Raw genomic sequence first — 14,864 nt, 5'->3', positions numbered from 1 at the left:
AGCCCTGTTATATCAGGGAAATCGGCTCGGTAAAAGTATCGCCGTTAGTTTTTCTGCTGGCTTGCTATGCGCCGATGACGATTTGAAGCCGCCTCTGGCACAACGCTGGGAACGGGAACGCGTTCTGCGAGTAAGTGTTTGATTGCACGAACGGGATGCGGTAATAACATCCGTGGACCAGAAAAGATCATGATCTCTTTGACGATTTGTTTCTGCGCGGGTTTGTAGCAATGTACTGGGCATTTATTACAGGTGGGTTTGTTTTGTCCGTAGGGGCAGCGATCTAGGCGTGTCGCGGCATAATCCAATAGCTCGATGCAATCTACACATAGACCTGTTGAGTCTTGGCCTTGGTGTTTCGCTTTGCAATAAATCGCCACCATAGCGGCAATGGTTTGGTGTTCGTACAGGAGTTTGCCCGTAAGCAGTGTGGCTGTGCCCATTGGAATACCTTAGCTTGTCACTCGGATATCCCATCATAGGCAGTGAAATTGGCGCTGACAAAACGAAAGCGCCAATTTATGAAGGTGCGCACAAAATAGGGCTTTAAACAATCCTTCATCCTCAATGTCGCACTTACAAGTCAACCTTAGATATGCATCACTTTGTCGGCAGCTAATGTCCAGCGGGTTAAATCTTGCAGCGTACCTATGTGCGCGCCTTCGATGATCATTTCCGCGGTAACGCCTCGCGCTTGAGCACAGGTCTTGCAAAGTAGAATCGGAACTTGCTGTGCCGAGAGAATTTCAAACATCTGCTGCAGGTTGTAGCTTAAGTCAGGTGTGGTTTGATTTTTGAGTGCGCCAAACACGGCATCTGACATGAGAAAAAGTTTAAGATCGACCGCTTGCTCGTCCTGATCCTTCAGGGCTAATGCGATGCGTAAGCTATTAAATAGCTTTTCTGTTCCGTAGGGACTGGCATGGGCCACGATAAGAATACTTTGCATCAGGTTTTCCTTATGTTTGTTATAAGCAGGTGGATGGGGGGGATTAGGGAACTCGATTGTGCCAGTCTAGCGCAATTGGCTATAACTATTTGAGCGCAAGATCGTATAAAAAGGCATAAATACTTGATTTGCACCGACACAATGGACTTTAATAGCGGTTAATCTCTGCTCAATTTTTAGCTAGACTCGGTTGCCATGGACGCAGTCCTGATGGACGTTGGCAAACCCATTGACACGGCTTCTGATGAGAAGCGGCCATCAAAGGTGAACAAGAATGAAGATCTTAGTCGTATTTATACTGATTGCTGTCGGGGTGTTTTTATTCCTTCGCGCGCAGCGATTGGCGAAAGAAGAACAAGAGGCGATGAAACCCAAGTCGACCTCGGTAAAACCTGTAGTTCCCACCGAAGAGGCACCTATTTTCTCCGCTGTTGAGCCCGAGCGTGTAGAACCTGAGCCAGTTAACAGGGTTGAGGATACTGGTGTGGCTGAAGTAGAGCCCGTTATCGAAGTTGAAGCCGAATTAATGCCCCGTGATACCGAAAGCCCTGCGAGCATTTCGGTGGCGCTAGATACAGATATCATCGAAGTCGATATTCCTGCGGCCCATAATGAAGAGGCGGTGATCATTTTAGGCGCCACGCCTGCAGATGAACAAGATGACGTTAAGACTGAAGCAGAGCCAGCATCGAACACACGTTCTGAGGTCGGTGCGCCAGGGGCTTGGGCGAATGTGACTTTAGTTCGGGCCTTTGAGGAGTATCAAGGAGCGACGTCAGCCAGTGCTCGCTATACCGCGCTGCAAAATATGATTGCTGAATGCTACAAACAGCGTAAATCGGCGGATTATCTCAACTATGGTGCTCAATTAGCGGAAGAGTATATTGCACTGTTCCAAGCGGCTAGCGCCGAGCAAGGCAAAGATACTGAGCTTAAATCTTCCGGTTTCCTGCATTTAGCCACCTTGCTAAATGATACCCAAGCCTTCGATGCCGCCATTGTCATCTGTCGTAAAGCACTCGAGCTTGGGCTGAGTGATGGCACTGTCACTGGCTTTGAGGGCCGAATCAACCGGATTGAGAAAGCACAGACTAAAGCAACCACGGCTTGATATGTTGTAGGGAGCGCTTAGCGGGTAAACCCTTAGTCGAAAAGCGGTTATTTCCCTCGTCTAAGCAGTGTAGAATCCCTGCTAACTGAATGCGCAAAAGGCGAACTAAGGTTCGCTTTTTTTATGGGCTTAATAGGGGAAAAATGAAACTAAGCTATGCCTTACCGAATGTCTTATTCGGGCTTGGATTATTGCTACTCAGTGGCTGTACTAAAACCCCAGAATGGACCCTATTTTATTATCCCGATGTGAGTGCCATTCCGGTGACACCTTTGCAGGCCGAAGATATTAATGGTTACTACGATTCTCTAGAGCAATGCCAGAGCAAGGCTCATGGTATGCAACGTCTAAGTCGTTCTGGCGTGAGTGGTTTTGGCCTTGGATCTTATCAATGTGGGCACCTATGCGAGTTCGACGATAAATCGGTGCTGGTTTGCAAGACCATGAGCCAATAGGTGGACAAAATGAAGTTTAAACAGGATTTTTTTACTCAGCTGCCTGAGTTTTACTCGCAAGTATATCCACAAGGGATAACTAAGCCTGAATGGCTGGCATGGAGTAATGACGCCGCCCAATTGATAGGCTTAAGCCAACCCACCGATGAGCTGTTATTGGGCTTATCTGGCAATGCTGCCGTCGATGGCGCGACCTACTATGCCCAAGTGTATAGCGGCCACCAATTTGGCGGTTACACGCCGCGCTTAGGGGATGGACGTTCGATCATTTTAGGTGAAGCGATTGGTCCAAATGGCGCATGGGATGTCGCTCTTAAAGGCGGCGGTCCGACGCCTTATTCGCGCCGTGGTGATGGCCGTGCTGTGATGCGCTCCGCGGTGCGCGAGTTTTTAGTCTCTGAGGCGCTGCATCATCTGCATGTGCCGACTACCCGCGCCTTGGCTGTGATTGGCTCTGACTTGCCCGTATGGCGTGAGAGCCAAGAAACCGCAGCCATTACCGTACGTTTAGCCCGCAGCCACATTCGTTTCGGTCATTTCGAGTTTTTCTGCCACAGTGAGCGCGGCCGTGCCGACAAGCTGACTCAATTACTCAACTTCACTATTACTCAGCATTATCCCCATTTGAGTTGTGATGCCGCAGGTTATAAGGCGTGGTTTTTACAGGTAGTGCAAGATACCGCTAAGATGATTGCTCACTGGCAGGCGGTCGGTTTTGCCCATGGCGTGATGAACACAGACAATATGTCGATTCTGGGTGACAGTTTTGACTTCGGTCCCTTTGCGTTCCTCGATACATTCCAAGAGGATTTTATCTGTAATCATTCGGATCCCGAAGGTCGCTATGCCTTTGGTCAGCAGCCGGGTGTCGGTTTGTGGAACTTGCAACGCTTAGCGCAGGCGCTCACACCTGTGATCCCATCCGATGACTTAATTGCCATTCTTAATCAATACCAAGAGGCGCTAGTGCAGCCTTATTTGCGCTTGATGCGGGCAAAACTAGGTCTATCAGCAGTTGATGTTTCGTCGGTAGAGCAGGACAAACAGGATCTCGAACTTATAGGTCGATTTACTGTGCTGATGGAGAAAAATCAGCTTGATTACACTCAGACTTGGCGTCAATTAGGTAAGTTAGATCCGACCAGCAAACACAGTGCGCTACGGGATGACTTTATCGATGTCAGTCAGTTTGATGCATGGTATCAAGCTTATCAACAGCGATTGGGCGCAGTAGCGGATATCCAAGCGTGGCAAACTGAGCGCAATAGTGTGAATCCCAAATATATTTTGCGTAACTATTTAGCCCAAGAGGCGATAATCGCAGTGGAAGAGGGTAATCTTGCGCCGCTGCATTTGCTGCAAAAAATCTTAACTCAGCCCTTTGCCGAACACGCAGAGCATGAAGACTTGGCCAAGCGTCCACCGGACTGGGGCCAAGGTTTGATCATGTCATGTAGTAGTTGATGGGATAACAAGCATGAAATTACCAAGCACGCACCTAAAAGCCATTAGCTTAGATACCATTCGCTTAGATAGAAGCGCCTTAAGTTTAGCGGTCAGTGCGGATATCGATTTTGATCGTTTCGCCGATTTTGCCGAACCCTTAGCCGCGGCGCTCGATTGCACTGTGCGCGAGCGTCAGTGGGGCGCCGATAGGCACCAATGGTTATTAGAATTTGAAGGCAGCCAGTTATGGCTCAATTATGAGTTTTACGGCAACATTTGCTGGCTCTCGACCGAACGAGAAGCCGATTTTGAGGTGCTGGAATACTTAGCCATTTTGCTGCAACCTCACCTAAGAGTGAATTGAATATGAGTCAGAATATGACGCCACCGGCCACGAGTTCTAGCGGCGCTGAGTTCCATTTTCAAGCCCTAACACCGGATTTGATCTTAGATGCGATCGAAAGTCTGGGCGTGTACCCAGAAACGGGCTTACTCGCGCTGAACAGTTACGAGAACCGCGTGTATCAGTTCCGTAGCGATGAAGGACTGCGCTATGTGGTGAAGTTCTATCGCCCAGACCGTTGGAGCGATGCGCAGATCCAAGAGGAACATGATTATGCGCTCGCACTCGCGGCAGAAGATATCCCGATTGCCGTACCTGTAATTATCGAAGGCCATACGTTACACAAGTACCAAGGTTATCGATTTACCCTGTTTCCTTCCTTAGGTGGTCGCGCCTTCGAAGTCGATAATTTAGAGCAGCTGGAATTAGTGGGGCGGTTCATCGGTCGGATACACCAGTACGCGGCACAAACGGTATTTGCTGAACGTGAACCGCTGAATCCGCAGATTTTAGGCGCCGAGCCGCTCGCGTGGTTAAAGCAATCTAATCTGGTGCCTAATAGCCTACGCTTGCCGTTCTTTACCGTAGTAGAGCAGGTGCTGGCTAAGGCGAATGCGATTTGGGATCGCCAAGATTTTGCGGTCATTCGTTTGCACGGCGATTTACACCCAGGCAATATTTTGTGGACGCCAGACGGTCCCGGATTCGTCGATTTAGACGATGCTCGCATGGGGCCGGCGATTCAAGATTTATGGATGATGCTAACCGGGGATAGAGCGCAGCAACTGATGCAGCTTGAGATCTTACTCGAAGCCTATGAAGAATTTTGTGAGTTTGATACAAGACAGTTAGCCTTGATTGAACCGCTGCGGGCGCTGCGTATGGTGCATTACAACGCGTGGATTGGCCGTCGCTGGGACGATCCGGCCTTCCCGATGAACTTCCCTTGGTTTGGGGATGAAAAGTATTGGGAACAGCAGATTTTGGCGTTCAAAGAGCAATTATTTGCCCTTAGCGAACCACCACTGAGCCTAGTGCCGTATTAGCATTGAGCAAAATATGATTTCACAGACGTATCTTGTGACATTAGATTGAACTCTTAAGCTTGAGTTACACTCAAAAAATGGAATATGTTAGTCTCCAGCCAATTTATCAAAATGATTTAAGGAATTTTCATGAAAAAAGTATTACTCATGGCCGCGGCTCTGTTACTGGCGCCACTGGCAGTATCGGCTGTGGAATACCAAGAAGGTGTGCATTACACAGTGATTAACGATGGCCCAGCAACTGCGAAGCCTGAGATTACTGAGTTTTTCTCTTTCTATTGTCCGCATTGTTTTACTTTCTCTAAAACCGTAGTGCCAAAAATTCTCACCGAGAAGCCAGAAGGCGTTGCGTTTAACCAAGCACACGTTGATTTTATCGGCAAAGAGATGGGGGTTGAAATGTCACGCGCATTTGCAGTCGCACATCAGTTAAACGTCGATGAGAAAATGGATGCGGCGTTATTCTCTGCTATTCATGAGAAGAAACAGCATTTTACTAATCGCGATGATGTTCGTGCTGTGTTTATTGCTAACGGTGTCGATGGTAAAACCTTCGATGCGGCCGCAGAGTCTTTCATGGTAAAGGCACAAATGGCAAAGATGAAGCGTGATACTGAAAACGCTAAGCTAACGGGTGTACCTGCTCTGGTTGTTAACGGTAAGTACCGTGTTGAAACAGGGGCAATCAAATCCTACGACGAGCTGTTAGAAATTGCTTTCTACCTAGCAAAAAAATAGTTCGATAGGCGTTACCCGCACTGCTGTCATATGAGCGGATGATAATGCTGTATCGATTGCATGTTAAAGAGAGCCTAAGGGCTCTTTTTTATTGGGCGGTTGGCAACAACAAGGCAAATAGCGCTTTGATAGGGAGTTTAACGTACTGAGTTAGGCCTCTGTAGGCTAGTCGTTTGAACTTATTGAATAAAGACGAGGCAAAAAATGGGCAAAAAAAACCGTACTTCTTGTAAAAGAAAGTACGGACTTGAGCCAGAGGACTCATTTTTACCCTGAGTAACGCTAATAATTTAGCAGAGTGTCAAAAAATTGGCAAGTGACATTATTATGGCGATCTTCTTTTTTACTCACAGGGTGACATATTCATAGTTTAACTAAATCAAACGATTAAGTATTTTTGGTGATAAAAGATGAAAAATACCACTCTAACGATGAAACTCAAGTGGCAAAGCTTCTGTCAAACAACTGTAATCAATAACAACAAGAATGCTTGTAGGTGGTCATATGAGAGTTTTTCCTGTCTACGCACCTAAGCTTATCGTTAAGCACGCGCGTATTTTTCTCACTGGTGTTATTTGGGTTAAAGATTTAGGACGATTGGAATTTGAGAAGGGACGGTTTTTACTGCCAAGAAAAAGCCTGCCAAAAGTGAAGCAGGCTATTTTAGAATTGAACGAACTGATCGAAGCGCAGCATCATCAAACTAATGCAGTTTAGATTTCGCTGTTTAACAAGCCAACAAGGCCAGTCACTTTTTCGTTCCAAGAAGTGAGTTCTTCTTGTAGTTGCTGGTTTTGCGCATTCAATTGTTGATTGTGCTCACTCAGCGTAGACGCTTTTTGCTTCTCTTCTTCAAGCTCCATTTTTAGAAGCTCGATAGTTTCGAGTGCAGCCTGGATTTTGGTTTCCAGTTTGGACAGTAATTCAAGGCTCATCTGGAGAGTCCTATGGTTTCTGGATGGGACTGTGATTCTAGCAGTGCCTAGAACTTAAGGAATAGCGATTCTTGCCGTTTGGTTAAAAAACACCCTATTACTGGGTTCTAAATTAAGTTTTTTTGCATTTGTTATTAACTCGTTAGTATTCTTGGTTTTATTTTTTATCGGAATGGTCCATGTCGCCTAGTCTGCTCGCCATACTCCCGTTACTGTTGACCTTAACCTTAGCCCTATTTTTACGCCGCACGCTGGTGGCGTTAGGCGTTGGTATCGTCTCTGGCGCCCTATTGATCGCCCAATTTGACCCGCTGCAAACGGGGTTGTATTTGCTTGATATCGGTGTAAAACAATTTTATGCCCAAGGTGCTTGGCAAGCGTGGCATCTCAATGTGCTGTTCGCCATGTTACTGCTCGGTAGCATGACGCAATTGTTAGCACGTGGTGGTGCCGTGGGTCAGTTTGGTGATTGGCTATATAGCCGTATTCGTACTGAACGTCAGGCGCGTCTTGGGGTCGTATTTCTTGGTTGGTTAGTGTTTATCGATGGGATTTTCAGTTGTCTTGCTGTCGGCCATGTGTGTCAGCCGCTCAGCCAGCGTTATGGTATTCGCCATGAGCAGCTCGCCTATTTAGTTGATTCCAATGCTTCGCCTTTATGCGCGCTATTGCCTTTCTCCAGTTGGGGCCCCTATGTGATGGCGCTTATCGCGGGGATCAGCTTTTTGCCCGTGTCGCCGCTGGAAGCCTTTATTGAGGTGGCCTTATTTAACTTTTACGCCATAGTGACCTTAGGCTTGTCCGTGCTCGTCGCTTGGTATGGCGTAGGTTTTCACTCTTTTGTTGCTGCTACTGCTGTGGAATCCTCCAATACGGTCGAGGTTAAGGGAAATCCTTGGCTGCTCGCAATCCCTATGCTGACTCTGCTGTCTGCTTCAGTGGGATTAACTTTGTGGTCGGGGGCTCAGCAGGTCTCTTCTTGGGATGTGTCACTTTGGCTTGCTAAGGCTGATATTGGCGCTTCTATGCGCGATGCTTGTTTGTTGGCAACCTTAGTCACTCTTGCCATGTTAGGCTTGTCTGGGCGACGTTTAACGGCGTTAGTGGGGGATTTGAGCCACGGAGTTCGCATGATCGCCTTCGCCATTGCGATTTTACTCTGCACTTGGATGATTGGCGCTGTGATCCAAGATCTTGGCGTCGCTAAATTGTTGGCTGCTTGGGCTAAGGCTTATCTTTCTCCGCACCTGCTGGTAGCGGGAATGTTTTTACTCTGCGCGATAATGGCTTTTGCGACGGGTTCAAGCTGGGGAACATTTGCAATTATGATCCCTATTGGCGCAGAGATTGCCCATAACTTAGATCCTCATTTATTGTTACCTGTACTGAGCGCTGTGATGGCGGGGTCGGTATTTGGCGACCACTGCTCGCCCATTTCAGATACCAGCGTGCTCAGTGCGACCAGCTCAGGTTGCGCTCCCCATGACCATGTGGTGACTCAGTTGCCCTTTGCTTTGATCGCGGCATGCGCAGCCTTAGTCGGATTTCAATTAGTCAATTTAGCCGTGGCGACGCCGTTAGTGTGGCTGGCCGTGGTGAGCTGTAGCCTAGGATTATTTGCCTTGATGGCACGTTTTTATTCACCTTTGCCCAGATTCGTGGCGCAGACATAAAGCCTGTTTATCGTTAAAATAGCCGATTCGGTTCTTGCTGAGCCATTTATTTAAGTGCATCTGATTTAAGAGATTATCAATATGAGTATTACCCGTTTAGATGTAGGTACCCGCATGAGCAGTATAGTGATCCACCAAGGTACTGTGTATCTGTGTGGTCAAGTGGCGAAGGACAAGTATCAAGGCATCACCGAGCAAACTGTCACTATGCTTGAGGAGGTCGATACCTTGTTAGCGCAGGCGGGAAGTTCGCGTGAGCATTTACTGTCAGCGACTATTTATCTGAAAGATATGGGTGATTATGATGCGATGAATGCGGTATGGGATGCTTGGGTGCCTAAAGGTCATGCGCCAGCCCGTGCTTGTGTGCAAGCCGCTATTGCCGAGCCAGAATATTTGGTTGAAGTCTCAGTGATTGCGGCGGTTGCGGTTTAAGCGCTAAGCTATTTTTCGTCCCGTTTAGAAGCCTGTTTCGATCCCTATTTCGAATCCTGTCACCGAGTGTCATGACTCGGTGAAGCTTTTCTGCAATACACCTCACTAACTAAACCTGTATTGTTCAGCACGTCCACTCTCTTCTAATAAAGCTCTTTAGCTTTAATTTAATAAGTATTCCATTAAATGTGTAGGGACAAGCGGCGGATGATCCCCATATTGTTCTGAGAGTGCGGTGGCGATAGTCTCAATATCTTGTTGGGCTAAGCCTTGTTCGATAATGGCAAACGCCCAAGGAGCCTCGGTTTTGAGTTTGAGGAAATAAGGCGTTTCGACAAATTGTGCGAGTGAGTAAGCGGAGCCTCCTAAACCATGCCCCCAACCTTCGCTGACCTGAAAGGGTCTATCCAGATGTGCCATATCAAATTCAATGAGATGAGGGTATTGGCCGTTATGCCCACCGATCCAGTGACCGATTTCAACCGATAAAATCATAGTTGCCATGTTATATCCTTTGCTAGGGTTGCTTGGCCGCAATGAGTACTCGGCTAAATTCAGCATTAGGCTCGAGGGGCGTGATGGCGGCGATATGGTCGAGTCTAAGGGATTGTTTAGTTTGTTGCAGTTGGATGATAAGCCACTCAGTTTTGTCGGCTCTTGTCTGCGTGGTGATGGCTTTACCTTGGCACTGGGTGCCATCAATAAGCTCAATGTTGAGTTGATAACCACGCAGACAGGCGAGTTCGAGATAGTCGTAGTGGGCGCAGGGGATCATTTTATAATCTGACATTGAATCATCTCATTGGGAGTTCGACCCTATTGTGGCAAAAATACTTGCCATTGGCATTATTGTGGATTGTTTTATCCTGTCTCTGAGGCCGTATTGGTTATTTTTAACTTAGCCCGCTAGGTCTGCAAATAACCACAATCGCCATGAATGGCGTGAATGCCATTTATGCAGGAGCAATAAATGGCCTTACCTAAAGTGTGTTGCTTAATCATTAAAATCAGCCGCTGAATTCTGCATCTTCAGGTTGTTTGGGTATAGATATGCGCGCCCCTCTTGACTTTATTCCTGTCGCTCCCTAGTCTGCTTGTTCAGTAATCAAGGTGGTATGCGATGGAAATAACTTATAACTTATAAGTATGCGTAAAAACAGTAACTTACAGTTATATCAATCATTTATAGGCGTTATGTTGTGGTATGTTATGGCATGTTGTATTTAAACGTCGCCACTTTGTCGCCACTTTCTATCAAGATTTGCCAGCGGATTTTTAGTGATAGCATCGTCTAAATGCTCAGGTGCAAAATGGGCATAGCGCATCGTTAACTCAATATTTGTGTGCCCCAAAATATCGCGTAAAACAATAATATTCCCGCCGTTCATCATAAAATGTGATGCAAAAGTATGGCGTAAAATATGCGTCATCTGGCCTTTTGGGAACGTGAGCCCAGCACGTTTGACTGCCGATGCAAAATCGTGGCGAGGAACACTAAATAATGGGCCGTTTTTCTTGGGTATCTTATTAAACAATTCATCACTGATCGGCACTGTTCGATTGCGTTTGCCTTTCGTTTTGATAAACGTAATCCGCCCATTCTTAACTTGTGAGCCTTTTAAGTTTGCCGCCTCAGACCAACGGCATCCAGTGGACAGGCAAATCTCAACAATTAAGATTAAGTGCGGGTTAATGGCTTGCTCGCACTCATGCAATAACTTCGGTAAATCTTCAGTGTGCAAATAACTCAGTTCTAATTCATCAGTGCGCCACGGCTTAACATCAGCCAACGGGTTGGGATACTTCCACTCACCCAGTCGGCGCAATTCATTAAACATGGCTTTAAGGTAAGATAAATCAGTGTTAAGCGAAGACGGGCTCACCATGCGAGAGCGATTGCGCTCGTCTACAAAGTCGCCATTCATGCGTAAATTTCGGAAGTTGGCAAAGTCATTTGCCGTGATGCTGTTCGCGATAGGATCTTCGAGCACTTTGCAAAAAATCTGCATTCGCCGCATACGTCCATACGTCGAGTTCAACTGCCTGCCGTGCAAGTCATGCCAACGCTGGATTAACTCAGACAAACGGCGGTTATCCGCCTTTTCACCCAACCAAGGCTTATCGTTCACCGCTTTCATGGTGAACAACTCGAACGCCGTGGCCTCGCCTTTAGTCGCAAACTTCTTGCGCACCCGTCGACCTTCTCGGCCGTTCGGGTAGCACTCACATAGCCAAGGTTTATCGGTGCCGTCTTTTAGATTACGAACAGACATTATTTGTCACCAAATTCAACTGCACAATTAGCTGTAATTTGGGTTAGTTCATCTTGAACAAGTTGAAACTGGTCTAATTTAAGTGGGCCTTCATTATTTGATTTTTTAAGGCTAAAGAAGAGATCACGCCATATTTGTCCAACTCTAAAATTTAAACCTTTAGCAACTTGTGCGTTGTGCATATCGCTTCTAGTAATGACAGGATATTTAGCATCTATCTCAGCAAGCACAGCATCAAAATTAACCGTTTGTTTCCAAACATTAGTTTGCTGATAAGTCATGTTCGGGTTTTCATCAATAAACTTACCGAGTGAAATCATCAGCGGCATGTAATCTTTTATGATGAATTGAGCTAGTTTACAATCAGATAAACCTTCAAAATCATTAGCTTTAACGACAGTATCAATTGTGTTTTTAGGTTGAGTATGAACAGCGGGAGGCATAGCAGCCGTTTTTTTATCATCGGACAATAACGTGAGAATGCCGAAAACACTAAGCCAAACAAAAGAAATTATTCTCGCCTTAGTTGAATAGCCTTTTTTCAACGTCACCCATGAGAAAATCACAGGTATAAAGAAAATACCAATGCCAAGAATTAGGCTTATTTTTCGGTTTGATGGCTCAGGGGTAGTTTTAGCATAAAGTGGGATTTGGCTATTTCTGCCATTTCCTTGATCAACAACTTTTTTTAGTAAAGCGGCTGTCTCAGGATCTTTAAAATGGTCAGTAGTCGATGATTTATCTGTTGAGTAGGTGCCATCAAAATAACAATCATCAATACCAAGTGATTCAGATAACCACTCGTGAACGTCAATTCTTTTTGAGCCAACAAGTAACATTGTAACAATTTTATCGACTCTAAAATGACGTTCAGCGTTCTTTAAGTGACAATGCCCCTGTAAATACAGGTAATTATTATCGGCATCAAAAAGAACATGACTAACATCAACTTTACGTCTTGTTTTATTACCTTGAAAATCAACATAAGAAAACTCAACAGTCTTAGTTTGTCCTTGCCAAATCACCTTAGTATTTTTTAGGTGCTCACTCATAAAACCTCCTTGTTAAACCTTTTCTAAAACTGATACCACTTTGCCGTGGATCTTGGTGGTGTTTGGGTCGACTTGATATTTGTCACCTTCATGGAACAGATACACATAACCATCTGGCAGCATGCGCAGATCACCAATTTGGTAAGTTTGATTGATAGCAAATAAATAGCGGCCATTTGAAACCGCAGTTTCATTTGAGTTGATAAAAAGCAGCACATGACCATCTTTGATCACCATATCGGTGTCAATACCATTAACACCAGCCATTCGCATGAAAGATTTATCGGTGTAAATTTCAGCGTTTGGTTTCAAATGACCATTTTCAATTGAAAATATTTTTAGTGAAGGTAAGCGATAAGTAGCGAGCCGTTCTTCAACAGTAATCACTTTCCCATCTTTATATTCTGAAATATTAGAAACTGCGTGAGCCATCACATCTATAGATGAGTCATCACCGCCAAAACAGAGGTAATCCATTGATACACCAGTAGCTAAATGGATTCTTACCAATAGTTCAAAGGGGATCGTATCGCGGGTTTGCCAAGTGGCAATTGTGCCAGTAGTCATGCCCAAAATATCAGCAAGTTCAACTCTATTTCTAACTTTAAATAATGTAATTAAACGTTCAATAATCGTCTTGCCACCTTCAAACGAGCAAGGTTTGTCTAATGGGTAACGAAAAGTTGACCGTTTGATATTGACTAGCTCAGACATTTGATCAATCATAGCCTCACCAAATGAAAACACCTAAACCAGTAACATGCGCCAACATGCTACAGGTACACATAAACAGAAGGATACCAGCAAATGAGTGAACTTGTCCTGCACATCGGTGCGCCGTTTATCACTTATCAACAGTACGCCGCAATGTCTGGTCTATCGCTTAACAAGATCCAAGACATGGCGCGCCAAGGTCAATTACCTATCGCGCCTAAAGTTCGCCCAAAAGATACCCCACTAATAAACATGGTTGCGCTGACTAAACAGGCAAACCAACTGGCCGAACAAGCCGGTTATTAACAGCCGTATTCAGCAACACGAGAATAGCAAAACGGAGATTTGCGGCCATGTATAGCACCAGCCCATGCACACAACCAGCCAAAGCAGCGCACCAACCGCACATTGCGGGGGCGCTAAGGCAGTTTGCCGATGGCGAGCAACTGAATGAAATCGCTAAGGCGGCACACTTCAATCGCCCGCAAATGTTGCGCAATAAATTGTTACTGAATCAACCGCATCAATTGAGCATCCACGAAGCCGTGGACATCGCCAAAGCCAGCGGCAATCGCTGCATTATCGACGGCATGTTGTTTGAACTCGGCTGTGCGCCCTCCGTTTCGATAGACAACGTAAACCACAGTGAGCGCATGTCGTTAACCGACCGCGCGTTAGAAATCAGCGCTAATGCGGGCTGGCTGGGAAATATGGCGTTAGAAGTAAAAGCCCGTCGCGGCAGCGTTACCGAGCGCATGCGCCACGAGGCGGTAAAGCGCGCCAGTGTTGCTATGTCGCAACTCGCGTTATTTGTGCATGACGTTGAACAGAAATTCCAAGCGATACCCGTGTTGTCCGTCGCTTTTGATGCAGTGCAAACCATGCCCATGCCGGGCGTAATGTAAGGATTAATGAAGATGAAGCAACTAGCAACTAAGCCAGCGCCAACCGCATTACCACTGCACGCCGCCAACGAACACCACGGCGAAGCGGGGCAAGCAGCCATTGCCGCGATGCGCAGCATGTTAGGTAAAAGCAGCGCAGCAAGTCAGTACGACAAACTAAATCAGCAACAGCGCGCGATGATCTTATTTGCCGCCCGTTTACGCCCCGCTAAATACATCAACCTGCCATTGCTCAGCCTGACCTTAGAAGAGCGCGAAGCCATTCGCGTGGCGATAATCGCGCTGCTCGATCTCGGCAAAGCCTTTGGCTGTGTGCCGTTATCGCGTGACCAGTTTTTCCCGCCACGCGCACTTAAACCCGTCGCCCGCAGTCAAGCCGCGCCAATAGAACGTGAGATCAATAACGATGTGGATAGCACACTTGCAGAAATTAACAGACTGGCAGCCTCGCTCAGCGCTGACATTAACGAGATTGAAAAACACTAGAAAGCAAAAAGCCACAACCGCGGTAACGGTTATGGCCCAATCATTCAATGAGGACACACCAAATGATGAAACCAAGCATAGCAGCACACATCACCCCAGCGCAAGCCATCACTAACGAGGCCAACCGCGTTATCGCCACCCTCAAACTACCCACGCCAGCAGACAGCGAAATGGTTCAGGTAGCGCTTGAATCACTCAAAGAAGTCGCCGACATCATCGCGCCAGCCGTCGGTAAAACCATTGGCATTCGCTTAATCGCCATCCGCAACAACATCCACGTCAACAGCATACAGGCGGCCTGAT

21 protein-coding genes are annotated in these 14,864 nt (G+C 46.5%); 13 read left to right on the top strand and 8 right to left on the bottom strand.

Annotation, left to right across the window (positions count from 1 at the left end):
- Positions 1-44: 44 nt before the first annotated feature.
- Both L5M49_RS10810 and L5M49_RS10805 read right to left on the bottom strand, forming a co-directional pair.
- Positions 45-443 (bottom strand): nitrous oxide-stimulated promoter family protein, encoded by a 399-nt coding sequence (locus tag L5M49_RS10810; protein WP_173248043.1) that lies wholly within the window; start codon positions 441-443, stop codon positions 45-47.
- Positions 444-589: 146 nt separating this feature from the next.
- Positions 590-949, bottom strand: a complete 360-nt coding sequence (locus L5M49_RS10805) for a DsrE/DsrF/TusD sulfur relay family protein (protein WP_006083495.1) — start codon at positions 947-949, stop codon at positions 590-592.
- Between the two features lie 274 nt (positions 950-1,223).
- Between L5M49_RS10805 and L5M49_RS10800 the strand changes: the two genes are divergently transcribed.
- The 7 genes from L5M49_RS10800 (at position 1,224) to L5M49_RS10770 (ending at position 6,805) form a co-directional block, all read left to right on the top strand.
- Positions 1,224-2,060 carry a hypothetical protein gene (locus tag L5M49_RS10800; RefSeq protein WP_263177603.1) on the top strand — a complete coding sequence of 279 codons (837 nt, stop codon included), beginning with the start codon at positions 1,224-1,226 and terminating at the stop codon, positions 2,058-2,060.
- Positions 2,061-2,203: 143 nt separating this feature from the next.
- Positions 2,204-2,515: a hypothetical protein gene (locus tag L5M49_RS10795; protein ID WP_105250486.1), complete on the top strand. Its 312-nt coding sequence runs from the start codon at positions 2,204-2,206 to the stop codon at positions 2,513-2,515.
- A 9-nt stretch (positions 2,516-2,524) separates the two neighbouring features.
- Positions 2,525-3,979: a protein adenylyltransferase SelO gene (locus tag L5M49_RS10790; RefSeq protein ID WP_263266052.1), complete on the top strand. Its 1,455-nt coding sequence runs from the start codon at positions 2,525-2,527 to the stop codon at positions 3,977-3,979.
- Positions 3,980-3,992: 13 nt separating this feature from the next.
- The gene (locus L5M49_RS10785; protein WP_263266051.1) at positions 3,993-4,325 is read left to right on the top strand and encodes a DUF3630 family protein; all 333 of its coding nucleotides are present in this window, start codon (positions 3,993-3,995) and stop codon (positions 4,323-4,325) included.
- Positions 4,326-4,327: 2 nt separating this feature from the next.
- Positions 4,328-5,350, top strand: a complete 1,023-nt coding sequence (locus tag L5M49_RS10780) for a serine/threonine protein kinase (RefSeq protein WP_263266050.1) — start codon at positions 4,328-4,330, stop codon at positions 5,348-5,350.
- 129 nt (positions 5,351-5,479) lie between these two features.
- Positions 5,480-6,088 carry a thiol:disulfide interchange protein DsbA/DsbL gene (locus L5M49_RS10775; RefSeq protein ID WP_173496156.1) on the top strand — a complete coding sequence of 203 codons (609 nt, stop codon included), beginning with the start codon at positions 5,480-5,482 and terminating at the stop codon, positions 6,086-6,088.
- A 504-nt stretch (positions 6,089-6,592) separates the two neighbouring features.
- Entirely contained in the window at positions 6,593-6,805 is a 213-nt protein-coding gene (locus L5M49_RS10770; protein ID WP_006083486.1) for a DUF1107 domain-containing protein, read from the top strand.
- Here the strand turns inward: L5M49_RS10770 and L5M49_RS10765 are convergent.
- Positions 6,802-7,023, bottom strand: coding sequence for a cell division protein ZapB (locus L5M49_RS10765; protein ID WP_006083484.1), 222 nt, complete (start codon positions 7,021-7,023; stop codon positions 6,802-6,804). The genes L5M49_RS10770 and L5M49_RS10765 overlap by 4 nt on opposite strands.
- 179 nt (positions 7,024-7,202) lie before the next feature.
- On the opposite strand from L5M49_RS10765, the gene L5M49_RS10760 reads away from it, so the two are divergent.
- Both L5M49_RS10760 and L5M49_RS10755 read left to right on the top strand, forming a co-directional pair.
- Entirely contained in the window at positions 7,203-8,696 is a 1,494-nt protein-coding gene (locus L5M49_RS10760; RefSeq protein WP_173496157.1) for a Na+/H+ antiporter NhaC family protein, read from the top strand.
- An 81-nt stretch (positions 8,697-8,777) separates the two neighbouring features.
- Entirely contained in the window at positions 8,778-9,131 is a 354-nt protein-coding gene (locus L5M49_RS10755; RefSeq protein ID WP_173248029.1) for a RidA family protein, read from the top strand.
- Between the two features lie 162 nt (positions 9,132-9,293).
- Here L5M49_RS10755 and L5M49_RS10750 read toward each other — a convergent pair whose 3' ends face one another.
- The 5 genes from L5M49_RS10750 to L5M49_RS10730 all read right to left on the bottom strand — a co-directional run bounded on the left by L5M49_RS10750 (position 9,294) and on the right by L5M49_RS10730 (position 13,182).
- Positions 9,294-9,635 (bottom strand): hypothetical protein, encoded by a 342-nt coding sequence (locus L5M49_RS10750; RefSeq protein WP_263266049.1) that lies wholly within the window; start codon positions 9,633-9,635, stop codon positions 9,294-9,296.
- A gap of 13 nt (positions 9,636-9,648) precedes the next feature.
- The gene (locus L5M49_RS10745; RefSeq protein WP_105251101.1) at positions 9,649-9,921 is read right to left on the bottom strand and encodes a Rho-binding antiterminator; all 273 of its coding nucleotides are present in this window, start codon (positions 9,919-9,921) and stop codon (positions 9,649-9,651) included.
- 433 nt (positions 9,922-10,354) lie between these two features.
- Positions 10,355-11,404: a tyrosine-type recombinase/integrase gene (locus tag L5M49_RS10740; protein WP_263266048.1), complete on the bottom strand. Its 1,050-nt coding sequence runs from the start codon at positions 11,402-11,404 to the stop codon at positions 10,355-10,357.
- Entirely contained in the window at positions 11,404-12,456 is a 1,053-nt protein-coding gene (locus L5M49_RS10735; protein WP_263266047.1) for a WYL domain-containing protein, read from the bottom strand. Before L5M49_RS10735 ends, L5M49_RS10740 begins: the two co-directional genes overlap by 1 nt.
- A 12-nt stretch (positions 12,457-12,468) precedes the next feature.
- Positions 12,469-13,182 (bottom strand): helix-turn-helix transcriptional regulator, encoded by a 714-nt coding sequence (locus L5M49_RS10730; protein WP_263266046.1) that lies wholly within the window; start codon positions 13,180-13,182, stop codon positions 12,469-12,471.
- 81 nt (positions 13,183-13,263) lie between these two features.
- Here L5M49_RS10730 and L5M49_RS10725 point away from each other — a divergent pair, with 81 nt between their 5' ends.
- From L5M49_RS10725 to L5M49_RS10710, 4 genes are all read left to right on the top strand, one after another.
- Positions 13,264-13,476, top strand: coding sequence for a DNA-binding protein (locus L5M49_RS10725; protein ID WP_259567083.1), 213 nt, complete (start codon positions 13,264-13,266; stop codon positions 13,474-13,476).
- 47 nt (positions 13,477-13,523) lie between these two features.
- Positions 13,524-14,075 (top strand): phage regulatory CII family protein, encoded by a 552-nt coding sequence (locus L5M49_RS10720; RefSeq protein WP_263266045.1) that lies wholly within the window; start codon positions 13,524-13,526, stop codon positions 14,073-14,075.
- Positions 14,076-14,087: 12 nt separating this feature from the next.
- The gene (locus L5M49_RS10715; RefSeq protein WP_263266044.1) at positions 14,088-14,561 is read left to right on the top strand and encodes a hypothetical protein; all 474 of its coding nucleotides are present in this window, start codon (positions 14,088-14,090) and stop codon (positions 14,559-14,561) included.
- Between the two features lie 62 nt (positions 14,562-14,623).
- On the top strand, positions 14,624-14,863 hold the full coding sequence (locus tag L5M49_RS10710) for a hypothetical protein (protein ID WP_263266043.1): 240 nt from the start codon (positions 14,624-14,626) through the stop codon (positions 14,861-14,863).
- Position 14,864: the final 1 nt, after the last annotated feature.

Source organism: Shewanella sp. SM74, assembly GCF_025653725.1.
GTDB classification, from domain to species: domain Bacteria; phylum Pseudomonadota; class Gammaproteobacteria; order Enterobacterales; family Shewanellaceae; genus Shewanella; species Shewanella oncorhynchi.
Note: the sequence above shows the minus strand (reverse complement) of the source record. Positions and strands in the feature narration are given on the sequence as shown.